This window comes from Streptomyces sp. MCA2, assembly GCF_023544705.1.
GTDB lineage: Bacteria > Actinomycetota > Actinomycetes > Streptomycetales > Streptomycetaceae > Streptomyces > Streptomyces decoyicus.
In genome coordinates this window covers 25,618-51,124 of sequence record NZ_JAMJFM010000026.1, presented here as the reverse complement: position 1 = coordinate 51,124, position 25,507 = coordinate 25,618, and the positions used below count along the sequence as shown (strand labels likewise).

Annotated in this window: 25 protein-coding genes and 1 riboswitch; of the genes, 10 read left to right on the top strand and 15 right to left on the bottom strand. The window is 69.9% G+C overall.

What is annotated here, in order from left to right; translation table 11 throughout:
• Positions 1 to 18 precede the first annotated feature (18 nt).
• From M8I34_RS21915 to M8I34_RS21895, 5 genes are all read left to right on the top strand, one after another.
• Positions 19 to 750, top strand: coding sequence for a 2-oxo-4-hydroxy-4-carboxy-5-ureidoimidazoline decarboxylase (locus M8I34_RS21915; protein WP_374210961.1), 732 nt, complete (start codon positions 19 to 21; stop codon positions 748 to 750).
• Between the two features lie 210 nt (positions 751 to 960).
• The gene (sdhC, locus tag M8I34_RS21910; RefSeq protein ID WP_030066793.1) at positions 961 to 1,341 is read left to right on the top strand and encodes a succinate dehydrogenase, cytochrome b556 subunit; all 381 of its coding nucleotides are present in this window, start codon (positions 961 to 963) and stop codon (positions 1,339 to 1,341) included.
• A gap of 6 nt (positions 1,342 to 1,347) precedes the next feature.
• Positions 1,348 to 1,836, top strand: a complete 489-nt coding sequence (locus tag M8I34_RS21905; RefSeq protein WP_030086987.1) for a succinate dehydrogenase hydrophobic membrane anchor subunit — start codon at positions 1,348 to 1,350, stop codon at positions 1,834 to 1,836.
• 20 nt (positions 1,837 to 1,856) lie between these two features.
• On the top strand, positions 1,857 to 3,611 hold the full coding sequence (gene sdhA / locus M8I34_RS21900; RefSeq protein WP_250051518.1) for a succinate dehydrogenase flavoprotein subunit: 1,755 nt from the start codon (positions 1,857 to 1,859) through the stop codon (positions 3,609 to 3,611).
• Positions 3,611 to 4,384, top strand: a complete 774-nt coding sequence (locus tag M8I34_RS21895; RefSeq protein WP_053209451.1) for a succinate dehydrogenase iron-sulfur subunit — start codon at positions 3,611 to 3,613, stop codon at positions 4,382 to 4,384. Before sdhA ends, M8I34_RS21895 begins: the two co-directional genes overlap by 1 nt.
• Positions 4,385 to 4,614: 230 nt before the next feature.
• On the opposite strand, the gene M8I34_RS21890 is transcribed toward M8I34_RS21895, so the two are convergent.
• From M8I34_RS21890 to M8I34_RS21860, 7 genes are all read right to left on the bottom strand, one after another.
• On the bottom strand, positions 4,615 to 5,430 hold the full coding sequence (locus M8I34_RS21890; RefSeq protein ID WP_250051516.1) for a hypothetical protein: 816 nt from the start codon (positions 5,428 to 5,430) through the stop codon (positions 4,615 to 4,617).
• 417 nt (positions 5,431 to 5,847) lie between these two features.
• Entirely contained in the window at positions 5,848 to 6,354 is a 507-nt protein-coding gene (locus M8I34_RS21885) for an FBP domain-containing protein (RefSeq protein WP_030086979.1), read from the bottom strand.
• Between the two features lie 464 nt (positions 6,355 to 6,818).
• Positions 6,819 to 8,003 carry a S8 family serine peptidase gene (locus M8I34_RS21880; RefSeq protein WP_250051514.1) on the bottom strand — a complete coding sequence of 395 codons (1,185 nt, stop codon included), beginning with the start codon at positions 8,001 to 8,003 and terminating at the stop codon, positions 6,819 to 6,821.
• 115 nt (positions 8,004 to 8,118) lie between these two features.
• Entirely contained in the window at positions 8,119 to 9,537 is a 1,419-nt protein-coding gene (locus M8I34_RS21875; RefSeq protein ID WP_250051512.1) for a hypothetical protein, read from the bottom strand.
• Between the two features lie 55 nt (positions 9,538 to 9,592).
• Complete coding sequence (locus tag M8I34_RS21870) at positions 9,593 to 9,904, bottom strand: hypothetical protein (RefSeq protein ID WP_250051510.1); 312 nt, start codon at positions 9,902 to 9,904, stop codon at positions 9,593 to 9,595.
• Positions 9,905 to 10,119: 215 nt separating this feature from the next.
• The gene (locus M8I34_RS21865; protein WP_250051508.1) at positions 10,120 to 11,442 is read right to left on the bottom strand and encodes a metallophosphoesterase; all 1,323 of its coding nucleotides are present in this window, start codon (positions 11,440 to 11,442) and stop codon (positions 10,120 to 10,122) included.
• Positions 11,443 to 11,464: 22 nt separating this feature from the next.
• Entirely contained in the window at positions 11,465 to 11,755 is a 291-nt protein-coding gene (locus M8I34_RS21860) for an SCO4848 family membrane protein (RefSeq protein ID WP_244419155.1), read from the bottom strand.
• 10 nt (positions 11,756 to 11,765) lie between these two features.
• Between M8I34_RS21860 and M8I34_RS21855 the strand changes: the two genes are divergently transcribed.
• A complete protein-coding gene (locus tag M8I34_RS21855) occupies positions 11,766 to 13,181 on the top strand; it encodes a D-alanyl-D-alanine carboxypeptidase family protein (protein ID WP_374210967.1) in 1,416 nt (471 codons plus the stop codon).
• A gap of 221 nt (positions 13,182 to 13,402) precedes the next feature.
• Here M8I34_RS21855 and M8I34_RS21850 read toward each other — a convergent pair whose 3' ends face one another.
• The 3 genes from M8I34_RS21850 to trpS form a co-directional block, all read right to left on the bottom strand.
• Positions 13,403 to 14,386, bottom strand: a complete 984-nt coding sequence (locus tag M8I34_RS21850) for a YihY/virulence factor BrkB family protein (RefSeq protein WP_250051505.1) — start codon at positions 14,384 to 14,386, stop codon at positions 13,403 to 13,405.
• Between the two features lie 194 nt (positions 14,387 to 14,580).
• Complete coding sequence (locus M8I34_RS21845) at positions 14,581 to 15,165, bottom strand: 2'-5' RNA ligase family protein (protein ID WP_244419158.1); 585 nt, start codon at positions 15,163 to 15,165, stop codon at positions 14,581 to 14,583.
• Between the two features lie 203 nt (positions 15,166 to 15,368).
• Positions 15,369 to 16,382: a tryptophan--tRNA ligase gene (trpS, locus tag M8I34_RS21840; protein WP_250051503.1), complete on the bottom strand. Its 1,014-nt coding sequence runs from the start codon at positions 16,380 to 16,382 to the stop codon at positions 15,369 to 15,371.
• A gap of 294 nt (positions 16,383 to 16,676) precedes the next feature.
• Between trpS and M8I34_RS21835 the strand changes: the two genes are divergently transcribed.
• On the top strand, positions 16,677 to 17,954 hold the full coding sequence (locus tag M8I34_RS21835; RefSeq protein WP_250051501.1) for a cytochrome P450: 1,278 nt from the start codon (positions 16,677 to 16,679) through the stop codon (positions 17,952 to 17,954).
• Between the two features lie 110 nt (positions 17,955 to 18,064).
• On the opposite strand, the gene glyA is transcribed toward M8I34_RS21835, so the two are convergent.
• Complete coding sequence (gene glyA / locus M8I34_RS21830; protein WP_030981205.1) at positions 18,065 to 19,336, bottom strand: serine hydroxymethyltransferase; 1,272 nt, start codon at positions 19,334 to 19,336, stop codon at positions 18,065 to 18,067.
• A 41-nt stretch (positions 19,337 to 19,377) separates the two neighbouring features.
• Positions 19,378 to 19,469: riboswitch (ZMP/ZTP riboswitch) on the bottom strand.
• Between the two features lie 127 nt (positions 19,470 to 19,596).
• On the opposite strand from glyA, the gene rocD reads away from it, so the two are divergent.
• Both rocD and M8I34_RS21820 read left to right on the top strand, forming a co-directional pair.
• Complete coding sequence (gene rocD / locus M8I34_RS21825; RefSeq protein ID WP_250051499.1) at positions 19,597 to 20,802, top strand: ornithine--oxo-acid transaminase; 1,206 nt, start codon at positions 19,597 to 19,599, stop codon at positions 20,800 to 20,802.
• Positions 20,803 to 20,950: 148 nt separating this feature from the next.
• Positions 20,951 to 21,760 carry a hypothetical protein gene (locus M8I34_RS21820; protein WP_250051497.1) on the top strand — a complete coding sequence of 270 codons (810 nt, stop codon included), beginning with the start codon at positions 20,951 to 20,953 and terminating at the stop codon, positions 21,758 to 21,760.
• On the opposite strand, the gene M8I34_RS21815 is transcribed toward M8I34_RS21820, so the two are convergent.
• Positions 21,744 to 23,180 (bottom strand): tetratricopeptide repeat protein, encoded by a 1,437-nt coding sequence (locus tag M8I34_RS21815; RefSeq protein WP_250051496.1) that lies wholly within the window; start codon positions 23,178 to 23,180, stop codon positions 21,744 to 21,746. The two genes, M8I34_RS21820 and M8I34_RS21815, sit on opposite strands and share 17 nt — an antisense overlap.
• Positions 23,181 to 23,371: 191 nt before the next feature.
• On the opposite strand from M8I34_RS21815, the gene M8I34_RS21810 reads away from it, so the two are divergent.
• Complete coding sequence (locus tag M8I34_RS21810) at positions 23,372 to 23,686, top strand: hypothetical protein (RefSeq protein WP_250051494.1); 315 nt, start codon at positions 23,372 to 23,374, stop codon at positions 23,684 to 23,686.
• 82 nt (positions 23,687 to 23,768) lie between these two features.
• On the opposite strand, the gene M8I34_RS21805 is transcribed toward M8I34_RS21810, so the two are convergent.
• The 3 genes from M8I34_RS21805 to M8I34_RS21795 all read right to left on the bottom strand — a co-directional run bounded on the left by M8I34_RS21805 (position 23,769) and on the right by M8I34_RS21795 (position 25,495).
• Entirely contained in the window at positions 23,769 to 23,945 is a 177-nt protein-coding gene (locus M8I34_RS21805; RefSeq protein ID WP_250051492.1) for a hypothetical protein, read from the bottom strand.
• Between the two features lie 230 nt (positions 23,946 to 24,175).
• Complete coding sequence (locus tag M8I34_RS21800; RefSeq protein WP_250051491.1) at positions 24,176 to 24,346, bottom strand: hypothetical protein; 171 nt, start codon at positions 24,344 to 24,346, stop codon at positions 24,176 to 24,178.
• Positions 24,347 to 24,640: 294 nt separating this feature from the next.
• Positions 24,641 to 25,495: a helix-turn-helix transcriptional regulator gene (locus tag M8I34_RS21795; RefSeq protein WP_250051489.1), complete on the bottom strand. Its 855-nt coding sequence runs from the start codon at positions 25,493 to 25,495 to the stop codon at positions 24,641 to 24,643.
• Positions 25,496 to 25,507 lie beyond the last annotated feature (12 nt).

The following is a 25,507-nucleotide window of genomic DNA, read 5'->3' as shown; positions in this document are numbered from 1 at the left end:
CCGCCGGATACCACCGGGGTGGCGTGGCACACGCACCATCACACCCGCCGCCGCTTCGTACGCGGCCCGGTTCCGGTCCGCTCCCCCCAGCTTCCTTCAGCCGCCCGTCCCGCACCCGTCGAATCGACTCATTCGCATCCGTCCGAGGAGCCCACGCTGTCCGGTGACACCCCGGCCGCCCGGCCGACGACGCTGCACCCTCCGCAGCCCCCGTGGTGCGGCATATCCGCCCGGACCCTTGGCGGCGCCCTGCCCCACCCCCGTCGTGAGGGGATCGGGCTCGGCCGCTTCAACGCCCTCACCCGGGACGACACGCTGGCCGTGCTGCTGAGCTGCTGCGGCAGCCACCGCTGGGCCGAGCGGGTGGCCGCGCACCGTCCGTACCCGGATCCGGATTCGCTGCTCGCCGCCGCCGACGAGGCCTGTTACGACCTCACGCCGGGCGAGCTGGACGAGGCGCTCGCCGAGGAGTCCCTCTCGTCGCAGCCGCTGGTCGGTGCCCGCGGGCCCGGCACGCTCGCCGCCCACACCGCGCTGCGGGCCGCCCATGCCGAGTACGAGCGGCGCTTTCGCCATGTCTTCGTCATCTGCCTGGACGGTTACCGCGACGAGGAGCTGCTCGACCAGGTGCTGTCCGGCATCCGCACCCGGCTGGGCAACGAACCGGACGAGGAGCGGGCGGTCGCCGCGGAGGAACTCCGCCGGCTGGCCCGCGGCCGGCTGACGCGGCTGATGAGCTCCGGGCCGTAGCGGAGCGCCGGATCGCCGCTTATCACCGGTACTTCCGTTTCGTCCTTGTGTGATAGCCCGTTGGTGCCTGTTTGATCACACCTAAGGACCCCGGCGCAAGGAACCGACAGCACGTCGCTACGATGGCCAGGGCCGGTGGACCGTACCCGGCCGGGCCCGACCGACAGAGAAGCCGGCTGGCCCCAATCCCCGCTCCCGGAGGGTTTTTCCGTGCCGGCTGGAACGCTGTACCGCGGCCGGGAAGGCATGTGGTCCTGGGTGGCTCATCGAGTCACCGGCGTCCTCATCTTCTTCTTCCTGTTCGTACACGTCCTCGACACCGCTCTCGTACGCGTCTCCCCCGAGGCGTACGACAACGTCGTTGCGACTTACAAGACCCCGATCGTCAATGTGATGGAGTACGGCCTGGTGGCCGCCATCCTCTTCCACGCGCTCAACGGCCTGCGGGTCATCGCCGTGGACTTCTGGTCGAAGGGCCCGAAGTACCAGAAGCAGATGCTGTGGACCGTCGTCGGTGTCTGGGTCGTGCTGATGGCCGGTGCCTTCTACCCCGTGTTGCAGCACACCCTGCGCACGCTGTTCGGGAGCTGACGCGAGATGTCTGCTGAAACCACCTCCGCAGGTGCCACCGCGGCGGGCGCGTCCGACGGCGTCTCGCTCTATGACGTGGACCACCCGGCCCCGGTCATCGAGGCGCCGCGCAAGCGCACGAAGAAGACCGGGCGCGCGTCCCGGGGCAACTTCGAGCTCCAGGCCTGGCTGTTCATGCGGCTGTCCGGCATCGTGCTGGTCGTCCTGGTCCTGGGCCACCTGCTGATCCAGCTCGTCCTGGACGGCGGCGTCTCCAAGATCGGCTTCGCGTTCGTGGCCGGCCGCTGGGCCTCGCCGTTCTGGCAGGTCTGGGATCTGCTGATGCTGTGGCTCGCCATGCTGCACGGCGCCAACGGCCTGCGTACGGTCATCAACGACTACGCGCAGCGGGACAACACCCGCTTCTGGCTGAAGATGCTGCTGTACACCGCGACGGTGTTCACCGTCCTTCTGGGCACGCTGGTGATCTTCACCTTCGACCCGAACATCTCCTAAGGCCGGGGCTGACTGGAACCATGAAGATCCACAAGTACGACACCGTCATCGTCGGCGCCGGTGGCGCGGGCATGCGTGCGGCCATCGAGTCGACCAAGCGCAGCCGCACCGCGGTCCTGACGAAGCTCTACCCGACCCGCTCCCACACCGGCGCCGCCCAGGGCGGTATGGCTGCCGCCCTCGCGAACGTCGAGGAAGACAACTGGGAGTGGCACACCTTCGACACGATCAAGGGCGGCGACTACCTGGTCGACCAGGACGCCGCCGAGATCCTGGCGAAGGAGGCCATCGACTCGGTCCTGGACCTCGAGAAGATGGGCCTGCCGTTCAACCGCACGCCGGACGGCACCATCGACCAGCGCCGCTTCGGCGGTCACTCCCGTAACCACGGTGAGGCCCCGGTCCGCCGGTCCTGCTACGCCTCGGACCGCACCGGCCACATGATCCTCCAGACGCTGTACCAGAACTGCGTCAAGGAGGGCGTGGAGTTCTTCAACGAGTTCTACGTGCTCGACCTGCTGCTCCAGGACGTCGACGGCGTCAAGAAGTCCGCGGGTGTCGTCGCGTACGAGCTGGCCACCGGCGAGATCCACGTCTTCCAGGCGAAGTCGATCATCTTCGCGTCCGGCGGCACCGGCAAGTTCTTCAAGGTGACCTCCAACGCGCACACCCTGACCGGTGACGGCCAGGCCGCGGCCTACCGCCGCGGGCTGCCGCTGGAGGACATGGAGTTCTTCCAGTTCCACCCGACGGGCATCTGGCGCATGGGCATCCTGCTGACGGAGGGCGCCCGTGGTGAGGGCGGCATCCTCCGCAACAAGGACGGCGAGCGCTTCATGGAGAAGTACGCGCCCGTCATGAAGGACCTCGCCTCGCGTGACGTCGTCTCGCGCTCCATCTACACGGAGATCCGCGAGGGCCGCGGCTGCGGACCGGAGGGCGACCACGTCTTCCTGGACCTGACGCACCTGCCGCCGGAGCAGCTGGACGCCAAGCTCCCGGACATCACCGAGTTCGCGCGTACCTACCTCGGTATCGAGCCCTACACGGACCCGATCCCGATCCAGCCGACCGCGCACTACGCCATGGGCGGCATCCCGACGAACGTCGAGGGCGAGGTCCTGGCGGACAACTCCACCGTCGTGCCGGGCCTGTACGCGGCCGGCGAGGTGGCCTGTGTCTCCGTGCACGGCGCCAACCGCCTGGGCACCAACTCGCTCCTGGACATCAATGTCTTCGGGCGCCGGGCCGGTATCGCCGCCGCCGAGTACTCCGCGGACGCCGACTTCGTCGAGCTCCCCGAGAACCCGGCGCAGCTGGTCATCGACCAGGTCGAGCGGCTGCGCAACTCCACCGGCAGCGAGCGGGTCACCGAGATCCGCCGGGAGCTCCAGGAGTGCATGGACGCCAATGTGATGGTGTTCCGCACCGAGCAGACGATCAAGACCGCGGTCGAGAAGATCGGCGAGCTGCGCGAGCGCTACCTGAACGTGTCCATCCAGGACAAGGGCAAGCGGTTCAACACCGACCTGCTGGAGGCCGTCGAGCTGGGCAACCTGCTCGACCTGGCCGAGGTCATGGCGGTGTCCGCGCTGGCCCGCAAGGAGTCCCGCGGCGGTCACTACCGCGAGGACTTCCCCAACCGCGACGACGTCAACTTCATGCGGCACACCATGGCGTACCGCGAGGTCGGCGCAGACGGCACCGAGTCGATCCGCCTCGACTACAAGCCGGTCGTACAGACCCGCTACCAGCCGATGGAGCGTAAGTACTGATGAGCACCCCGACTCTCGACAAGCACTCCGCGGCGCTGGACGCGGCCGAGGACGGCGCTTCGCACCTGATCACGGTCACCTTCCGGATCCGCCGGTTCAACCCGGAGATCTCGGAGGACGCCAGCTGGGAGGACTTCCAGCTGGAGATCGACCCCAAGGAGCGCGTCCTGGACGCCCTCCACAAGATCAAGTGGGAGCTGGACGGGTCGCTGACCTTCCGTCGTTCCTGCGCCCACGGCATCTGCGGCTCGGACGCCATGCGCATCAACGGCCGCAACCGTCTCGCCTGCAAGACGCTGATCAAGGACATAAACCCGGAGAAGCCGATCACGGTCGAGGCCATCAAGGGCCTGACCGTGCTGAAGGACCTTGTCGTCGACATGGAGCCCTTCTTCCAGGCGTACCGCGATGTGATGCCGTTCCTGATCACGACCGGCAACGAGCCGACCCGTGAGCGGCGCCAGTCCGCCGAGGACCGCGAGCGCTTCGACGACACCACCAAGTGCATCCTGTGCGCCGCCTGCACGTCCTCGTGCCCGGTGTTCTGGAACGACGGCCAGTACTTCGGCCCGGCGGCGATCGTCAACGCGCACCGCTTCATCTTCGACTCGCGCGACGAGGGCGGCGAGCAGCGGCTCGAAATCCTCAACGACAAGGACGGCGTCTGGCGCTGCCGGACGACCTTCAACTGCACGGACGCCTGCCCGCGCGGTATCGAGGTCACCAAGGCCATCCAGGAAGTCAAGCGGGCACTGATCACCCGGCGCTTCTGACCGACCGCAGGCGCGTGGCTCCCCGTAGGGGAAACGTCCTAGGGGGTGTCTCTCCGATCTCCGTGGATCAGCCTGCGGCGTCTGGTGCCGTGCATCGCAAGGCGGAGGATCGTCCCCGTACTGGGCGTACGGGGACGATCCGACAACGCGGCGAGGTGCGGTGCCTGGGGGCACCTCCCAGCGTTAGCTGGGGGAGCGTCGCAGGCCCACGGAGATCGGGGAGACGCCCCCTAGCGCCTGGCGGCGGTCCGGGTTCCGGCCCGGCCGCCGAGCAGAACCGGCACGTCCCGAAGGGCCCCGCCTCCGAATTCCCGGAGGCGGGGCCCTTCGGCACGGGCGTCCGCCGTCTCCCGTGCCGCGTACACGAGCACCGGCGGCAGCGCTTCGTCCACCAGCGCCAGCGGGTGGTCACAGCAGAAGTACGAGGGGACGAAGACCAGGCCCCGCCCCTGGAGGTGCAGCTCGCGCTCCACCGGATAGTCGACCTCCAGCACCGGCGGCCGCCAGCGCATCGGCGCCCCGAACGTCCGCAGCATCGCCTCCACCCCGGACTGGACCTGCGCATGCTTGCGCAACTCCCGGTCCGCACCGACCCGTCGGGCGATCCGCGGCCAGGCCGGCGCCACCGCCAGATGGTGATACGTCCGCAGGCTGCGCGCGAGCTGCCGCAGCGCGGCCGGCTCGCCCTCGCCGATGCCGCGCGCCCATCCCGGCAGCGCCCGGTGCCCCGACAGCCGCGTCAGCTCGGTCCGCAGCCGCTGCCGCGGGGTGCTCATCACGGCCTCCAGACCGGACTCGACCCCGTACTGGGACGCGGACGGCGTGAGGAAGTCCGGGAAGTACCCGTAGGGCGGGACCAGCGCGAACAGCGTCCGCAGCGGCTCCGTCCCGTACCGCACGGCGTGCTGCCGCCAGGCCGCCAGCGCCGGATCGGTCCGGTTCTCCCGCAGGCTGTGCAGGCTCAGCACCGTCTCCCAGAGCGGGTCGGCCCCGTCGGCCACCCGCGTACGCGCCAGATCCTGCGCGGTGAAGTGCACACGTAGCACGTCGTCCCCCTGCTTCTGCGCCGCTCCCCTCACGGCGTGGACACGAGGATCTGTCCGACGGACAGGTGGTGGCAAGCGGAACCGGCGGGTAGCATCCCGCCCTCCTCGCCGCGGGCTCCCCCACCACCGTCGGGGCGACGGCGCCACCCCTCCCGCCGGCGCCTCGCTCCCGCCACGCCCCCGCCGCGCACTCTCGCGTGACCTGCGCCTTCGCGCCGAGGGCGGTCTGATGCCGCGCCAACTACGGGCTTTGGGGGTCCAGTTGTGCCGACCCGAAGCGGATCGGTGCCGCCGGACATTCCAGCGGCGGCAACAGCGCGGCAACCGCCATGGCGGCCGACCGCCGTATCCGCGCGGCCGCTCCTGCCTTGCTCCGGTCTGCTGCCCCCGACGGTCCGCCCGTCGCCCGACGGTCTGCTAGCGCTCGCCCTCCAGCACCTTGTCCAGGAAGACATCCAGGTTCCGCACGGTGCGAGCGATCCGCTCCTCCAGGGGCAGCGTCTCCTCGTGCCGGCCGGCGAGCTGGGACTGCTTGCGTCCCCGGACGTAGAGGGAGCAGGCGAGGTCGGCGCACAGATACGTCCCGACGGTGTTCCCCTGCCGTCCCGAGGGGCCGGCACGGCGTGCGGCGAGCAGGCTGACACCGGAACCCGGGTGGCCGGTCACGCAGACCGAACACACCGTCGTCTTCGTGAAACTCCGCCGCACTCCCTGCGGGACCCGCAGGGTCACGCCGATGAGCCCGTCGCCCCGGGGCGCGACCAGATAGCTCCGGTCCGGCGCCCCCGGATCGCGCCATCCCAGGAAGTCCAGGTCACCCCACGGGAGTTCGGCCAGCCCCACGGGCAGATGGGCTCTGCTCGCCTCGCCCTTCGAGCAATTGACGAAGGAGGCACGTATCGCTTTTTCACCTACGGGGTCCATGGGCTGGGAAGTTAACAGCGCGCCGGGGCCATGTCGCCTGAATTTCCCGATGGTGGGGGTGGTGGCCCGGGGCCTCCGTTACCCGCCCGGCTTCATCATCCTCGACCTGGTCGTCCTGACAGCGAGCCCCGCCCGTTCCGCCTTCGCGATGCGTTCGGCGTCGGCCTGCTCGCGTTGCGGAGCCGGCTTTCCCCCGTTCACGGGTCTCATGAAAAGCATCGCCTTGCTGCCGGGAGTCACCACGACTCCGCCGAAGCGCAGGTCGCCCGCGACCCGTGCGCCGTGGAATTCGAGAAGGTAATGGGCTCAGTACCCGCGCACACTGGGCGACACAGGTCCCATAGGACTTGTGTCGCCGCTCCCGGCGAAGACCGCAATGCGCAAGGCCAACGAGCCGCCTCCGGCATAACACGGACAGCCGCTCGTTGTGGGGTTCCTCCCCGTAGAGGGTGGGGCAGTGACGCTCAGCCCCAGGCCTGGTGACCGGAATTGTTACGACGGCGGACGGCGACCACGACGCCAATGACGATGCCTGCGACGAGGAGTACGCCGAGCCCGATACCGCCGTAGAGCATGATCGCTTGCTTGCCGCCCATGGGCGGGTTGGGGTCAAAGCCCTTGCCGGCGGCATCCTGGGAGGACGCCTTGTCGTCCGGCATCGGCAGCGGGCCCTGTGCCGAGCCTGCCGGGATGGTACGCCGCAGGGCCGGCCCGGGCTGGATGAAGCCGTAGCCGTAGTGGGCGTCGGGCAGCTTGAGGTGCTCGTCCTTTTCGGCCTTCGCCAGTCCGGCGGTCTTCACGAGACGGTTCGCGATCTGGCCTGGAGTGAGGTCAGGGAACTTCTGCTTGAGGAGGGCCGCGGCGGCGGAGACATACGCGGAGGCGGCCGAGCTGCCGTCTGCGGATGTGCGGTAATCGGAGTCGCTCTTGCCCATCGCCACGGGAACCTTTACTCCGGGCGCGAGCAGATCCATGTCCGAGTTGTAGTTGTTGTCGTCGGATGCCTCGCCGTACTCGTTGACCGAGCCGACGCCGATCGCACCCTTGCAGCCCACCGGATAGCTCTTTTGGGACCAGCCGTTGTTGCCCACGGCTGCCACGACCACGGCACCCTTCTTCAAGGCGTACTGGATGGACTCGCACATATCGCCCTCCATATCCCCGCCATAGGACATGTTGATGACGTCCGCACCGTGGTCCACGGCCCATCGGGTGCCCTGTCCGCTGTTCTTGTACTCCGGGACGGGCAGAATCTTCGCGTCCGGTGCCAGCCCCTTGACGCCCTGGGAACCTTTCGGGCCGTGTCCGTGCCCCGCGATGATTCCGGCCATGGCGGTGCCGTGGTCCCGGATGTCCTCCTGGGCGGAAAGGTGCTTGGCGCCCTCGGCTTCCGTTGCCTTCCCGAAGTCCGGCCCGGGAAGGAACTGGCCCTTCAGGTCCTGATGCGTCTCCCGGAATCCACTGTCGAGCACAGCTACCGTCATGCCCTTGCCGGTGGCTTCCTTCCAGAGCTGCTGGGCCCCGAATGCCTCCAACGGCCACAGATCCTTGCGCACTTGATCTGCGGAGGCGGTCCCGCCCGCGGCCAGCAGCAGCGCTCCGGTCAGCGCGGCACCCACCGTCACGCGCAGTGTTCGGGTGACCCTCATCCTTCGCTCCTTCTTGCTGTGCTGTCCGGGCGGCATTGTTCCGCCTGAGGAAAAGCCCCGCACACCCGGGTGCGGGGCCATGCCTCACTGGGCCGCAGGCGACGCTATCGCCGGCTCACTCGATGACGCGAGGGGCCACATTACGTTGCGGGGTCCAGGTCTCCTCGTCCTCGACGAGGTAGTCGGGACGCTGCCCGGTCGTGCGCTCCTTCTCGCCCTGGCCCTTGCCCTTGGCACCGGCCGCGCCCGCCATGCCCGCCTGGTTGCCGCCGCGACTGCGGTGCAGCCCGGCGCCGCCCTGCTTGGCACCACCCGCCGGGCCGCCCGGCCTGCCGGCCGTCCCGCCACGGGTACGTGCCTGCGGACCGCCGCGGCCGGCCGCGCCCGCGGCACCCGCCTTGCCGCCGACCCCGGCACCGGCGCCCGGCATACCGCCACCGCGCATCCCGCCGGCGCCGCCCCGGGCCCCGCCGGAACCCATGCCGCCCGGCATACCGATGACACCGACCGGGATCGCTCCGCCGGGGAAGCCGCCCGTGCCGCCGGACACCCCGTGACTGCCGCCCGTCATCCCGCCGTTGATGGCACCGCCACCCGTCGACGGGGCGAGGGTGCCGCCCTGCACGCTGTCGAGTCCGGTGGTCACCGGCAGTTCGGGCCGGGAGACCTTGGGCCCGTCGAAGCCCGGCGGGACGGCGTGGCCGCCCGCGCCGTTGGGCGTGTCCGACGACGACTCCTTCGGGTGGGTGCCGCCGACCACGGGCATCCGCACCGGAGGTGGCGGCGGGGTCGAGGACGGGGGCTTCGGCCAGTCGTCCCCGGGGCCGCCCGGCTCGATCCCGTCGTTGAGCCGCTTGCCCTGCCCCTCATAATGCGCCGCCAGCTCATCCATCACGACGACCGCCTCGACCTGGCGCTCCTTGCTCAGGGACAGGCTGTCCCGGTTGAGCTCCAGCGCCATGCGGGCATCCATCTTCGGGTTCTGCATGTCCCGCTTGAACTGACTGTCGTCGCCGCTGTCGTCCTTGGCCCGGTCCACGAGGCCCGGGTCATGGATCTTGGACATGGTCCGCTTGGCCTCGCGCAGGTTGTGTGCGACGCCGACCTCCGGCCCTGAGGAGCGCGAACCGATGAGCGTGGACTCCACGTTGCGGGAGTGCTGGTAGGTCCGGTCGATCTTCTCCAGGACCTTGCCGGCCTCCCTGCGGAAAGCCTGGGCCGCCGAGCCCTCCCAGTGCGCCGTGGCGTGATCGACAGCATCCATGAAGGCCTTGCGGATACCGCCCTGGCCGTCCTGGCCGCCGAGGCGGTCAGCGGAGGCGCGCCAGTGATAGCCGGAGGTCTCGATCGCTTCGGGGTTGGCGTTGGCGATCATTGCGCGGAGTGCGTTGATGCCGTGGTGATGGAAGTCAGACGGGGAACGGGGGGTCAGATGCTGACCCTTGAACGACTTCAGCCGCTCCTCCCGCTCGTGGTTCTTGCGCTGCTGCTCCATCGCCTTGGCGGTGTCGTACTCCTGCTTGGCGTCAACCATGCAGGCCCCCCTTCATCTCCGGCTCCGTCTCTCGTCCGTACATCCCGCAGCCTGCTCAGCCGTTCATCGACGTCTTGGTCTCGTGTTCCTGGTCCTCGTACGCGCCCCGGCTGGCTTCCGTCTTCTCGCCGAACCGGTGGATGAGGTCCTGGAGCGCATTAACGACCTGTGACATGTACTCCTGCATGCCGTCATGGGCCTTGGCGAGTTCCCCCGCCTCCAGGAAATCGATACCGAATGCCGACGTCGGAATCGTCGTGCTGTATTTCACCTTCTGGCTGGGTTCATCCATATCCGCCCGAAGATGCCTGAGCTGGCGTACGACGCTGTCCAGTTCGTCGAGATCGACCTTGAACCGCTCGCTCATGTCCTGCTCTCCCCGTTTCCCTGCACCCCGTTCGTCCCCCTCGCGCCGCCGTGTGAAGCCGGGACGGTAAGGACTCCGTAAAGTCAATAAATTCTAGGGAGTTGAGGCCTGCCGGTGCAAGATCGAAAGTCATGATCTGTCCGATTTGGCGCAGGATGGCTCCGCACTTTGTAGGGGGGTTGTTATCTACGCGGCGCAATCCCTCCGAATTCCGATCACGCGCGCAGTGAGGCGAGTTCGACCACCGTCACGTCCGGCGGTGCCCCCAGCCGTACCGGCGGCCCCCAGGCGCCCGCGCCGCGGGTGACGTAGAGCTGGGTGTCGCCGTAGCGCTCCAGGCCCGCGACGGTGGGGTTGGTGGCGGCGGCGACGTAGGTGAAGGGCCACATCTGGCCACCGTGGGTGTGGCCGGAGAGCTGGAGGTCCACGCCGAACCGGACGGTGTCGTGGATGGTGACCGGCTGATGGGCCATCAGGACGACGGCACGGGACGGGTCCCGGCCGCCCAGCGCCAGGTCGTAGTCCGGGCCCGCGTGTTCGGTCTGGCCCGTGACGTCGTTGACGCCGGCGAGGTCGAAGCCGGGGAGTTCGGTGCGGGCGTTCTCCAGCGGGTGGATGCCCAACCCTCTGATGTGGTCGACCCAGGGGGCGGCGCCCGAGTAGTACTCGTGGTTGCCGGTGACGAAGTACGCGCCGTGCCGGGAGCGCAGACCCCGCAGCGGTTCGGCGGCCGGGGCGAGGTCGGCGACGCTGCCGTCCACCAGGTCGCCGACGATGGCCACCAGGTCGGGGTCGGTGCGGTTGATGGTCTCGACGACCCGTCGGGTGTGCGCGCGGCCGAGGATCGGGCCCAGGTGGATATCGCTGACGACGGCGATCCGGAAGCCGTGGGCGGCGCGCGGCAGTTTGGCCAGGGGGACGGTGACGCGCTTCACCGCCGGTCCGCGGAGGGTGGTCGCGGTGCCGTAGCCGACGGCGGCCGTGGCGGCGAGGGAGGCGCCGGCGGCGACCGCGCGGGCGAGGAAGAGGCGGCGGGGCGGGACGGCGAGCGGCGGCAGGGCGGGGGTGCGGGGCGGGAGGAGGGTGGGGGCCGAGGAGGGGGACGGGGCGCGGGGCGGGTCAGCCGACGGGGCGGGGGACGCGGTGCGGGGCGGGTCGGGGGCCGGTGCGGGGGCCGGGGCGGCGGCCGAGGGAGCGGCCGAGGGGGCCTCGTCGGCCGGCTCGCGGTCGCGGAGCGCCCGTAGTCCCACCGCGCGGACCACCTCCCCCACCAGCAGCGCCAGTGTGAGATAGAGCACCAGGGCCAGCCAGAGATAGCCGGGCCAGGCCAGTGCCTGCTGGAGGGGGAAGGGCGCGCCGGCGCGTTCGGCCGGCAGGGCGGCGAGGGTGGTCAGGGGGAGGACGAAGGCGGCGGCGGTGCCCGTACGGCGGAGCCGGCTGCCCGGTGTGGTGGTGTCGCGGACGAGCCGGCACCACAGATAGCGGTGCACGCCCACGAACAGTCCGAGGACCGGTACCACGATCAGGGCGAAGATCACGGCGTCTCCCCGTGGCCGTGGTTCAGGAAGCGGACGAGGAGGGGGTGGTGGGCCGGTCGGGCGTGCTCTGTGCGGCCTCGCGGCGCAGGGCCCGTACGCCGCGGAACCCGATCACGCCAATCGCCGTCCCCAAGAGAAAGGAAGCCACCGCGAGCAGCAGATGGACCCAGAAGTAGGCGGTCGGGTCACCCGCAGCGTCGAAGGCGAGACCGCTCCCGTCCTTCCAGAGGTTTTTGACGAAAGTGATCCAGATGAACCAGCTCCACACCCCGAAGGCGAGCAGGAACCAGGACACGGGGCGAGAGAGCTTCATGAGGTCCAGTATGGGCAGCGGCTCCATCCGGCGGGCGGGAGGGGCACTCTTCCGTGGGGTGCTGTCGGCTTCCCGGGCAAAGGCGGGTACGTTCACCGACGTGCCGACGACCTTCCGCGCTTCCACGGCTCCCACCGATCCGACCGCCTCGGCTGCCCCGGCCGCACCCGGCAGTGCCGGGCGCGCGGCGCGCAACGGCTTCCCCCTGCGCACCGCCGCCGCGCTGGCCGCCTCCGGACTGCTCGCCTCCCCGTTGCTGGCCGGCACCGCGCATGCCGACCCCAAGGCTCCCGCGCCGCCGACGAAGATGTCGCAGATCGGCGGGGACCGGCTGGGCACGCCCGGTGTCCAGGTGGCGCCGGGGCCCGGCGCCCCCAAGCTGCCGGGTCCGGACACGCTGACGGCCCGTTCGTGGATCGTGTCCGACGCCGAGTCCGGCAAGGTGCTGGCCGCCAAGAACCCGCACTGGCGGCTCGCGCCGGCCAGCACGCTGAAGATGCTGTTCGCCGACACGGTGCTGCCGAAGTTCCCCAAGAACGAGAAGCACACGGTCAGGCCCGCCGACCTGGCGGGGATGGGCGTCGGCAGCAGCCTCGTCGGGATAAAGGAGAACCTGAGCTATACGGTCCACGACCTGTGGCTGGGCGTCTTCCTGCGGTCCGGCAACGACGCGGTGCACACCCTGTCGGCGATGAACGGCGGCACGAAGGCCACGGTCACGCAGATGCAGCAGCACGCCAAGGACCTCAACGCCCACGACACCCATGTCGTGACCCCGGACGGCTATGACGCGCCGGGCCAGGTCTCCAGCGCGTACGACCTGAGCCTGTTCGCCCGCTCCGGGCTCCAGAACCCGGACTTCCGCGAGTACTGCTCGACGGCCAGTGCGCAGTTCCCCGGCGACAAGGGCAAGGACGGCAAGCGGGGGACGTTCGGCATCCAGAACACCAACCGGCTGCTGAGCGGCGATTACGACATGAAGCCGTACCCGGGGATCGCGGGGGTGAAGAACGGCTCCACCACCAACGCGGGGTCGACCTTCACCGGCTTCGCCCACCGCGGCGACCGCAAGCTCCTCGTCACGGTCATGAACCCGGAGAAGAAGGAGCACAACGAGGCCTACCGGGAGGCCGCCCAGCTGTTCGACTGGGGTTTCGCGGCGGCCGACAAGGTGGAGCCGGTCGGCCGGCTCGTCGGCCCGAGGAGCGAGGACGACGGCATGGGCGCCGTGGGTGCCAAGGGCAAGGGCAAGGGCGCGCACGAGAGCACCCAGGCCGCGCTGAACGGCACCGGCAGCGCGGGCGGCGCCTGGACCGCGGTGGGCATCACCAGCGGTGTGCTGGCGCTGCTGGCCGTCGTGGCGTTCGCCGTGCACCGGCGCCGTCCGCTGCCGGAGCTGCTGCGGGGCCGCGGGCCCCGGAAGTGACCGGAAGCGGCCGGTGACGCTCGGGAGTGTCCGGGCGCCCGGAAGTGGCCCGGGGTGAACCGGAGTTGATACGGGGCTGAGGCGGGATGAGACGGGGCTGGGCCGAGACGGGCTGGGCCGAGACGGGCTGGGCCGACGGAGGCCGGGGCGGGCTGAGACGGAGGTCGGGCGGAGCGGCGGCCGCGACGCCCGCCGCCGGCGGAAGCCCAGGGCGGCCGACGTCACGCCGCCCGGGGCGGCCGCTCCTGTCCCTCAGGCCGCTCCGGCCCGTCCGGCACCTCGCGCCCTTCCCTCCGCTCTGTCCCCTCTGTCCCCTTCGGCCCGTCCGGCACCTTGAGCTCCTCGTCCTCCCCGCGCTGCTCCCCCTCCGTGGCCGTCCAGGAAGCGCAGTACACCAGCAGCTTCGCGGTGAAGTTGATCCACAGCAGCAGCGCGATCGGGGTGCCGAAGGCGCCGTACATGCTCCGGGAGGCGACGCCCTGGAGATAGCCGCTGAGCAGCAGCTTCAGCAGTTCAAAGCCGATCGCGCCGAGCAGGCCGGCGATCACGACGGCGCGGCGCGGCGGGTGGACACCGGGGAGCCTGGTCAGTATGTAGGCGAGCAGCAGGAAGTCCGCGAGGACGGCGATGACGAAGCCGGCGACCGAGAGCAGGACGCTGCCGATGCCGCCCTCCGGCAGGCCGGTCACCTCGGCCACCTTGCCCACCGCGGCGGACGCGAAGGTCGAGCAGGCGAGGGAGAGCACGGCGACACCGCCGACGCCGAGCAGCAGGACGCCGTCCCGGAGCTTGCCGCGGAAGAAATTGGTCCGCTCGTTGTCCTTCTCCCACACGGCACGCAGGCAGTCCCGCAGTGACTCGACCCAGCCGATGCCGGTGAGCAGCAGCGCGCCACCGGCGACCAGGCCGATGGTGGTGGCGTTGTCGACGAGTGCGGAGATGTGCAGCTGTGCCGAGATGCCGGGGAGCTGCTCGGCGATCTTGCCTTCCAGCTTGTGCAGCTGGCCGTCGCTGAGCAGCGCGGCGCCGATCGCCGCGGCGACGGTGAGCAGCGGGAAGAGCGCGACGAAGCTGGTGAAGGTGATCGCGGCGGCGAGCCTGGTCCAGTGCACCCGGAGCATCCGCTCGTAGGCGCGCCAGAGGTGAGTGGTCATCAGCCGGCCGGCGGCCGGTCCGATCACCGGCAGTGTGCGCAACCAGTCCATGGCGTTCCCCTCGTACGGTCCGAGGCGTTCGTTCGCCTCGTGCCCCTTGTGCCCGCCGGCCTGTGCAGGATGTTACGGCGGCTGCTCGGGCCGGTCGGGAACGCCGGGGCGCGTCGTCCGGATCATGGCGGGCGCGCGGCGGGGTCAGCCGTCGCGGCGGGGTGAGGGGGTGTCCTGCGCCGGGAGGGCGGCGGTCAGCAGGAGGGTGCCGACGGCCGGGAGAGATCGGCGGCCTGGCGCGGGACGCCGGCCGACTGCGGCCCGAAGGGGTACTCCCGCTCCAGGCGCCACACCTCGTCCTGGCCCTGCTCGTAGAGCGCGAAGCCGCCGATCGTCCACGTCGCGCAGAAGTCCCTGAGCCCGTTCTGGGCGCGGTCCATGGCCTCTTCGCCGATGCCGTGGGCGACGGTCACATGCGGGTGGTACGGGAACTGGAGCTCGCGTGCGCAGGGGCCGGAGGCGGCGCGAATACGGGCCTGGAGGGCGGTGCAGCCGGCCACGCCCTCGGCGACCTTGACGAAGACCACCGGGGAGAGCGGCCGGAAGGTGCCGGTGCCTTCCAGGCGCAGCGGGAAGGGGCGGAAGCCGGCCGCGACCTCGGCGAGGTGGCGCTCGATGGCGGGCAGCGCGTCGGCACGGACCTGCGTCGGCGGGAGGAGGGTGATGTGCGTGGGGATGCCGGGTGCGGCGGGATCCCCGAAGCCCTCGCGCTTCCTCTGGAGGAAGCTTCCGTATGGCTCCGGGACCGCGATCGAAACGCCCAGCGTTACGGTCCCCACTGTGTTCTCCCTCCTGACGCCTGTGCGGCGCGCTTGCGCACCCTCTTAGTGTGCCGGGTACGCGCCCTTCTCGGGGAGCGTCCTCGGTCCTCTTGTGAGCAGACAGATGAGCCCCCACGGGTGGGGGCCCTTGCTCCGTGCGGTCCGCGCGGCCGGTACCGGCCCGCCGGGCGGGCGCTCCCGACCGTGCGCGGACGGTCCCGTCAGTGCTTGGCCGGCAGCAATCCGAGCCGGTCATAGGTGGTGGCGAGGGTCTCCGCCGCCACCGCACGGGCCTTCTCCGCACCCTTGGCCAGGATCGAGTCCAGCGTCTCGGGATCGTCCAGATATTCCTGCGTACGGTCCCGGAACGGTGTGACGAAATCGACCATCACCTCGGCGAGATCCGTCTTGAGAGCGCCGTACATCTTGCCCTCGTACTTCTGCTCCAGCTCCGCGATCGTGGTGCCGGTGAGGGTGGAGTAGATGGTGAGGAGGTTGGAGACGCCGGGCTTGTTCTCGGCGTCGTAGCGGATCACGGTGTCGGTGTCCGTGACCGCGCTCTTGACCTTCTTCGCGGAGACCTTCGGCTCGTCGAGGAGGTTGATCAGGCCCTTGGGGCTGGCGGCCGACTTGCTCATCTTGGCCGACGGGTCCTGGAGGTCGTAGATCTTGGCCGTCTCCTTGAGGATGTACGGCGCCGGCATCGTGAACGTCTCGCCGTAGCGGCCGTTGAAGCGCTCGGCGAGGTCGCGGGTCAGCTCGATGTGCTGGCGCTGGTCCTCGCCGACCGGGACCTGGTGGGCCTGGTAGAGCAGGATGTCGGCGATCTGGAGGATCGGGTACGTGAACAGGCCGACGGAGGTGCGGTCGGCGCCCTGCTTGGCGGACTTGTCCTTGAACTGGGTCATCCGGGACGCCTCGCCGAAGCCGGTGAGGCAGTTCATGACCCAGCCGAGCTGGGCGTGCTCGGGCACATGGCTCTGGATGAAGAGCGTGCAGCGCTCCGGGTCGAGGCCGGCGGCCAGCAGCTGGGCGGCCGCGATCCGGGTGTTGTTGCGCAGTTCCGCCGGGTCCTGCGGCACGGTGATCGCGTGGAGGTCGACCACCATGTAGAAGGCGTCGTGGGACTCCTGGAGGGCCACCCACTGGCGCACCGCGCCGAGGTAATTGCCGAGGTGGAAGGAGCCGGCGGTGGGCTGAATGCCGGAGAGCACACGCGGACGTTCGAGAGCCATGCCATCGATTGTCTCAGGTCCGCAAGGGGCACCGGCGCACGGTGGCGGCAGACGGGGAAGGGGCCGCGTTCCGGCGGCGCGTGGGGCGCGGGTACGGACGGAGCCCGGGGCCCGGCGGCGGCCTGTTCGGGGCGGCCGGGAGCTGGAATCGTGGCCCCAGTGGCTCCGTGCGGACCAGGCGGCGGGGGCGTACGGAGCGCGCACCGGCCGTGCGGGTGCCCCGCGGGCGTGGTCCGCGCGCTGAGGGCCCGTGTACCGCACCGGATCTCTGCCCCCGATCTGTGAGGACCGCCGATGACCGACGCCCGCCGTCCCGCGCCCCCGAGCGGCACCGCCGCTCCCGCCCCCGCCGACCGGGCGCCGCGGCCGCTCGCCCCCGGCGGCGCCGGCCGGGCCGCTGCCGACGCGCTGCTGCGGGAGGCCGGGGCGGTGGTCCCCGTACTGCTGCCCGGGGAGGTGCCCGCGGTCGCCGTCACCCGCCACGAGGTGCTGCGCGAGGTCCTCGCGCACCCCGAAGTCGCCAAGAACGCCTGCCACTTCGCCGCTCTGCACGACGGCACCGTGCCACCGGGCTGGCCGCTCACCACCTTCGCCACCGTCGACGGCATGACGACCGCCGACGGGGCCGACCACCGGCGGCTGCGCGGCCTGGTGACCAAGGTGTTCACCGCGCGGCGGGTGGCGGCGCTGCGGCCCCGGGTGGTGGAGCTGACGGCCGGGCTGCTGGACGGGCTGCCGGACGCCGCGGCGGCGGACGGCACGGTGGATCTGCGGCGGCACTTCGCCTATCCCCTGCCGATGAGCGTGATCTGCGAACTGCTGGGCGTGGACGCGGCGTTGCGCGACCGGCTGCACGAGCTGTCGAACCTGATCGTGAGCACGACCGGCACGGCGGACGAGGCGGGGGCCGCCAACCGGGAGATCATCGCCGTCCTCACCCAGGTCGCCGAGGCCCGGCGGGCGGACCCGGGCGACGATCTGACCAGCGCGCTGCTCGCCGCCCAGGAGGAGGACGGCGACCGGCTGAGCGCACGGGAGCTGGTCGGCACCCTGCTGCTGATGATCATCGCGGGGCACGAGACCACGCTCAATCTGATCACCAACGCGGTCCGCGCCCTGTGCACCGACCGCGCACAGCTGGAGCTGGTGCGGAACGGGCGGGCCACCTGGGACGACGTGGTCGAGGAGACGCTGCGCTACGACAGCCCCGTCGCCCACTTCCCGTTCCGCTATCCGGTCCGGGACCTGGAGATCGGCGGCACGCTCGTCCCCCGCGGCACCGCGATGCTGGCCTCCTACTCCGCGGCCGGCCGGGACCCGGAGGCGTACGGCCCCGACGCGGACCGGTTCGACGTCACCCGGCGGCCCGCCGCCCGGCACCTCTCCTTCGGCCACGGGCCGCACTACTGCCTGGGCGCGCCGCTGGCCCGGCTGGAGGCGACCGTCGCCCTGGAGGCGCTCTTCGCCCGCTATCCGGCGCTGGATCTCGCCGTCCCGGACGCGGAGCTGCCGTCCCACCCGAGCTTCATCGGCAACAGCACCCACGTGCTACCGGTCCGGCTCACCGTCTGAGAAACGGCGGGCAAGCTCACCGGCTGAGAAACGGCCGGTCCGGCTCACCGGCTGAGAAACGGCCGGTGAGCCGGGTTCCCGGGAGCCCGGGAGCCCGGGAGCCCCGGACCTCAGTCCGTCGGCAGCCCCGGTGCCGGGTAGCCGGCCATCAGTTCCGCGACCTCGCCGCGGATCGCCGCCAGCGCCTCCTCGTCCCCCTTCGCCGCGGCCTGGACGCTGCGGTCGATCCACTCGGCGACCTGCGGCATCCGGTCCGTGCCCAGTCCGCGGGAGGTGAGGGACGGGGTGCCGATGCGGATGCCGGAGGGGTCGAAGGGCTTACGCGGGTCGAAGGGGACGGTGTTGTAGTTGACGACGATGCCGGCCCGGTCCAGCGCCTTCGCGGCGACCTTGCCCGGGACGCCCTTCGAGGTGAGGTCGATCAGCACCAGGTGGTTGTCGGTGCCGCCGGAGACCAGGTCGTAGCCGCGGGCCAGCAACGCCTCGGCGAGCGCCTTGGCATTGGCGACGACGGCGTGCGCGTAGTCGCGGAAGGACGGGGCGGCCGCCTCGTGCAGGGCGACGGCGATGGCGGCGGTGGTGTGGTTGTGCGGGCCGCCCTGGAGACCGGGGAAGACGGCCTTGTCGACGGCCTTGGCGTGGCTCGCCCGGGACATCAGCATGGCGCCGCGCGGGCCGCGCAGGGTCTTGTGGGTGGTGGTGGAGATGACGTCCGCGTGCGGCACGGGCGAGGGGTGGGCGCCACCCGCGATCAGACCGGCGATATGGGCGATGTCGGCGACGAGCACGGCGTCGACCTCGCGGGCGATCTCGCCGAAGGCGGCGAAGTCGATGGTGCGCGGGACGGCGGTACCGCCACAGAAAATGATCTTCGGGCGTTCCTTGCGGGCGAGGTCGCGCACCTCGTCGAAGTCGATCAGCGCGCTGTCCGGGCGTACGCCGTACTGCACACCGCGGAACCACGTACCGGTCGCCGAGACGCCCCAGCCGTGTGTGAGGTGGCCGCCCATCGGCAGCGCCATGCCCAGCACGGTGTCGCCGGGCTCGGCGAAGGCGAGGTAGGCGGCGAGGTTGGCGGGCGAGCCGGAGTACGGCTGGACGTTGGCGTGCTCCACGCCGAAGACGGCCTTGGCACGCTCGACCGCCAGCGTCTCGACGCGGTCGATGTTCTGCTGGCCTTCGTAGTAGCGACGGCCCGCGTACCCCTCGCTGTACTTGTTCTGGAGGACGGTGCCGGTGGCTTCCAGGACGGCGGCGGAGACGTAGTTCTCGCTGGGGATCAGTCGCAGCGTGTCGGCCTGGAGCTGCTCCTCGGCGCCGACCAGGGCGGCCAGTTCGGGGTCGGCGGCGCTCAGCGCGGGATGGGAAAGGGGCAGTGACATGGCGTTCCTCCGGGGCGGTCGATCGGTTCTTCCGGTCGGTCCCGGGGTGCCCAGGCGGGGCGGCACCTCGTGGTGGTTGCCGCACACCGCTTCCTCGAGGTTGCTTCCCCGTACGCCAGTCGCGGTGCGCACCGCAGAGTCTAGGACACCGTGCTCCCTGTCCGGCGGATCTTCGCAGGCCCGCGCCCCGGAGCGAGCGCAACAATGGAGGGGGACGCGGCACCGTCCGCGCCCCGACGGCCTACCGAACGGAGTCACCGGTGACGTCCACGGAACGCGGCATCGCCGCCGCCGAAGCCCACAGCGCGCACAACTACCACCCGCTGCCCGTCGTCGTGGCCACCGCCGAGGGTGCCTGGGTGACGGACGTGGAGGGCCGTCGCTATCTGGACATGCTCGCCGGGTACTCCGCGCTGAACTTCGGGCACGGCAACCGCCGGCTGCTCGACGCGGCCAAGGCCCAGCTGGAACGGGTCACCCTCACCTCGCGTGCCTTCCACCACGACCGGTTCGCCGACTTCTGCACCCAGCTGGCCGCGCTGTGCGGGATGGAGCTGGTGCTCCCGATGAACACCGGCGCCGAGGCGGTCGAGACGGCGGTGAAGACGGCCCGTAAATGGGGCTACAAGGTCAAGGGCGTCCCCGACGGCCGGGCGAAGATCATCGTCGCGGACAACAACTTCCACGGCCGGACGACCACGATCGTCTCCTTCTCCACCGACCCCGAGGCCCGCGCCGACTTCGGCCCGTACACCCCCGGTTTCGAGATCGTCCCGTACGGCGATCTGGCCGCGATGGAGGCCGCCGTCGACGCCGACACGGTCGCGGTGCTGCTGGAGCCGATCCAGGGCGAGGCGGGGGTGCTGGTGCCGCCGCCGGGCTATCTGGCGGGCGTGCGGGAGCTGACCCGCAGCCGGAACGTGCTGTTCATCGCCGACGAGATCCAGTCGGGGCTGGGCCGTACGGGGCGGACCTTCGCCTGCGAGCACGAGGACGTGGTGCCCGACATGTACGTGCTGGGCAAGGCATTGGGCGGCGGTGTGGTGCCGGTGTCCGCGGTGGTGTCCTCCCGTGAGGTGCTGGGCGTGTACGCGCCGGGCGAGCACGGCTCGACCTTCGGCGGGAACCCGCTCGCCTGCGCGGTGGCGCTGGAGGTGCTGGCGATGCTGCGGACCGGCGAGTTCCAGCAGCAGGCCGTGGAGCTGGGCGAGCATCTGCACAGCGAGCTGGGGCTGCTGGTGGGCGGCGGCGCGGTGGACGCGGTGCGCGGCCGCGGCCTGTGGGCGGGTGTGGACATCAACCCGTCACGCGGCACCGGGCGGGAGATCTCCGAGCAGCTGATGGCGCGCGGGGTGCTGGCCAAGGACACCCACGGCGCCACGATCCGGCTCGCGCCGCCGCTGGTGATCAGCAAGGAGGACCTGGACTGGGGGCTCGATCAACTGCGGGGCGTGCTGGAGGGGTGAGGCGGGCGGTGCGGGTGGTACGTCCGCAGGTCTGGCTCCGCACCTGATCGCCCGGACACGTCCCCGTTGCGCCCATCGATCGGCCTGCTGGTAGCGTCGCGCTCTTCGCCGGTGTCGGCCGCGCGGAGTCCCCTGGTAGGTCCCCGGCATGTCCGAGCCCCCTGCACTCCCCACGTACACGCTGTGGCGCGACGCGCTCGCCGAGGTGGACGAGGTCTTCGCCTCTCCACCTGGGCTCGACGGTCCGGTCGACGGATGCACCTACTGCACTCCGGAGTCGGAGCTGCGCGTTCTCGGCGGTGACCCTGCCGATGTACCGGACGATCTCCTTGAGCACTTCATGCGTGAGGTCGCCGGCCACTGGGACGAACACCAATACTCCGTCCTGTGGCGCCGCTTCCTCCCTCGTGCGCTGCGCCGCTGGGGACCGGACGGGGACGGCACTGACCCGTCGGAGGTGATGGGGCGCCTTGGCCGTCGCGGAGCCCAGCTCGCGGACTGGCCCGTGGCCGAGCGCGCCGCGGTCGAGCGGGCCTTCCGGGCGCTGCTGCACGTCGCCGTGACCGACGGCCGGCCGTACTGGGAGATCACCGGTCTGATGGAGGGAATCGCTCATGCAACGGGTTCCCTGGAGCCGTGGCTGGACCACATCGCCAGGCTCACCGGTCCCGAAGCGGACGCCGGCGTGGTCCGCCTCGCCTTCGGCTGGGCCACCGAACTCCTATGGGAAGAGCTGAAGTTCACCTGGTGGTACGACGGCGACCCGCAGCTCATCGCCGCCTGGCTGCCTACCCTGCGCGCCCGCATCGCGGCCTTTGCCGTGCAGCACCCGGGCTGCAAGAACGCATCCGACGCGCTGACAGCGATCGACGCGCTCGAGGCCGGCACCTGGGGCCCCTGGCTCTACCCCTACGACATGCGGACGCTCGGCGGCCCTGTACTCATCCATCAGGGCTGAGGCCGGCGTCACGCGTCGAAGCCGTACTCCAGGTCGGGCTCGGCGAGGCGAGCGTACGATCCGCCTGGGCCGTGTCCTCCTGGGCCAGGAGTGCGGCCGGGGCGACGAGCCGGGCACGTTCGTGGAGTTCCCGGGCGGCGTGGTTCTTGAGGTGGGGGCGGATGAGCTTGAACATTGTTTGCATGCGCTGATCTGCCCGCCCCGAGTGCACCAAAGGGTAATCATCCAAGGCGAGATGCCATGTCGTGCATGCTGCTTCTAGGTGGCCGATTTCCAGTTGACGTTCGGCCAAGGTGGCTCGGTGGCGTACGCGAGCGCGACGGTAGACGCTGTAACGCACCTTGTCCGATTCCTGCATGGCTTTGATGGAGCCGGGAACATCGCCAAGTTCGTACCGGACCTGGCTGATGTGGTAATTCAGGGCTGCCGGATCGTATGAGCCGAACGCTTTCCCTCTGGATTCAGCCCTCTCCATGGCCACCTCGGCCTCTCGTAGATACATCAGCGCATTGCCATGGTCCTCGATTTGCGCGGAGGCGTGCGCCTGCTGCCCGGCAAGGAAGGCTCGCATTCGCGGACCGGCTTGCGGAGAAGCGGCAGCGGCAGCGGCAGCGAGCCGCATTGCCTGCCTGCCGTGCCGCAGGTCAACAGCCTGCACACTCATCCCCCGAAGCGTTGTGCAGTACGTCAAGTGATCCTCTGCCGCTCCGGCAAGTTCCAACGCCTTGAGGTAATACTGTTGCGCAAGGCCGTGAACGCCTTCGTCCACCGCCATATACCCCGTGAGATAGCACAAATCAGCAGCAGCCGACATCATCGCTTTGCGTACCGACTCGGAGGCATCAGCCCGTAGATACGGAGCTACCGAATTCACCAAGAATGCCGCTGCCATCGGGCGAGCGTGTCGTCCACCGAATTGGTCATCCAGCTCTGACACTCGTTCGGTCATGGCAATGACCATGCCAACCTCTGCCATGCCGATGCGCTGAAGAAGGCCAGCTTGAACGGCTTCCATCCGTCCCACCACATCCGGCCAATTGGGCACGGTCAGCGCAACGGAAAAGAGACCTATACCGAGAACGCTGCGGCGTGAGGGGTCCGTGTCTCCCCTACCGAGATCGATCAGCCCATCCACCGCGCTCGGAGTGGCGTGCGCGCTACTGACAGGGGCAGGGAATCCGGCCTCGGCATGCGTGACCGGACGTCCCAGCTTCCGCGCCAGGGCCTCCACGATCAGCGGTCTGGCCTGCTCCTTCGGCAGGTGCCCCTGACACCACTGATGAGCCGACGGCTCGCGGTACTTGAGCGGGGTTCCTCGCTCGGTGCCGATGCGGTTCACGGCCTGGACGAACTGCCGCAGCGTCCAGCCGGTCTGCCGGTAGAGCCGTTCAAGGTGCCGGTTCGGTTCCCGAGTGCCCATTAGCCCTCAACTCCCCGGTGTGCACGCGCGCTTAAAGCTCTTAAAAGCCCCTTCCACTGCCACCGTACCGCTGGGCGTAGCGGACCGGTTGCCCAGAGCGAGGAAGGCCCTCCTCGCGAGAAAAAGAGGACCCCCGCGACCGTGGTGGACGGCCCGGGGGCGTGGCCCTCAACTACAAGGGAGTTGACGACATGCCCAACGCTACTGCGAGGGTCTTAGTCCGGCTGCTGCCGTGGACCAGCCCGGACGGGAATCCGTGCTTCCTGGCAGGCGACGGGACCGGATACGTCTCCCGCGTCGCCGACCGGATCGAGGAAGAGCAGCTCAGCTCAGCCGACGACCTCATCGACGAAGCCCGCCACATGCTTGCCGGACGGGCGTGGACGCCCGGGGAACTCCACCTGCTGGCCGTTGAATTGACTGCAAGCCTTGCCGATGTACGCCGGGTGGCCGAGAGCCGGGGCGGGCGCTTGACCGCCCTCGGGCCGACGTCGGTCAATACGTAGAAGTCGTCCACCGCTGAATGCACCGCGCCCCTGTTCCGGCCATGTGCCGGAGCAGGGGCGCTTTTGTCTTCACCAGCGTGGGCTACTTACCGCTCCCGCCCTGCGGCGACGGTTCACGCGGAGCCTCCGGGGGCATGGGGCCGCCATCGTGCTTGCCGCCGTCATCCTCCATCTCCGCCTCGTGCCGGAAGGGCACACCGCGCCAGCCTTCGGCATCGGGCGTGCGCGTCTCGTACGTATCGACGCTCACCACGCTCATCCACCAACCTCCTCTTTCGCGAGGAGCCATGCCGCCGTACCGTCGAGGGCATGACCCATAGGCCGCAAAGGGGTTTCCTTTGCGGTTGGTCACCCGCCCCGGCTGCTCGACTGTCCAGGTTTCCGCCGCCGGGGCGGGAGTCTTCAGGCTCCGACTGCCGCCGGTCAGATGCAGCAGGCCCACAGGCCGGCCCGTTCTTCAGTCATCGTGTGTCCGTGGCCGCAGAGCATTCACTGACGTCCCTTGGCACGACAGCTAAAGCACGGAAACCGACATGGGGGCACCTTCGATCCCTGCGGCACGAACACGGTGTTCGAGCGGCGATCCAGGGTTCCGCCGAGTGCTGCCCACCAGTCCTCGACGATCTTGATGCTCGGCCTGTCCTGCTCGGGGGTGGTCATGACGCCTCCGCGTGCCCACGGCCGTGGTCCCGGATCTCCCGGGCAGCAGCACATGCCTCAGCCTTGTCGTTTCGCTTCAACGCCGCACTCCGCTGGAGTCCCAAGGCGCCACACACTTTGCAGCCGGGGACTGGTTCACCCTCCAGTAGCCAGCCATCCGGCGGCAGTTCAACGGGCGTTTGGCTGTGGCGAATTGGGCTCGTCATGACGTCTCCGCGGGGTGAACGGCTTGTCTTCCCGACGGTATGGAGACGAAAGACTCAGCTCAATGAACTTCTGCGAACTTGCACGCCGTCACCCGAGCGTGTCGATTGCCGAGGTAATGAGCTTCCTGGCTGCCGCCCCGTAAACAGCGATGCCTGCGAGTTCGGTGAACGTCTTGGCGTACTCGGCGATTTCACTCGGTTGCTTCACGGTGAGGCTGGCAGACACGAGCTCACAGGAGGCCTGTTTCTCGTCGTACAGAGAGAAGGACTCGCACGGCCACGCATTGCCGCGCACGACCCCCATGGGGATCACGCCAAGGCTCAAGGAAGGCGCGGCCGTCATTCCGATCAGGTGGCCCAATTGGCTCACCATCGTGGCGGAATCTCCGATGACCGAGCGAAGAACCCATTCCTCGATCAGGAAGGCAAACCGGCGTCCTCCCGTGTGCAGGACACGTTGGCGCTCCATCCGTGCTGCGACAGCCTCGTCAGTGTCGCCAGGAGTGTCCCTGACGGAGGCAACCGTGTTGAGGATGGCACGTGTGTAGTCCTGGGTCTGGAGCAGTCCTGGGATGACCCAAGACTGATAGAAGCGGAACCAATAGGTTCGCTCGAAGAGTGGCAGCACGGACTCCTGGGCACGCTTCAGGCCGGCGCTTTCCAGACGCCGCCACTCCACGTACATGCCGTCAATGCCACGGGCGGTCGCGATGAGGTCCGCGGCTTGGCCCTCGGCGTCACAGATCCGGGTCCAGGTACGAATGTCCTCATCGGAGGGAGGCGTTCGACCGTTCTCAAGCCGGGAACTCTTCGATTCATGCCACCCTGCCGCCGCCGCCACAGCGCGGGCGGTCAGACCGGTATCCTTGCGGATCTCGCGGAGGCGCTTCCCGAGCGCTTCCCTGGCCTGCTGGATGCTGGACGACGGCGACGACGGGGACACGGAGAGTTCAGC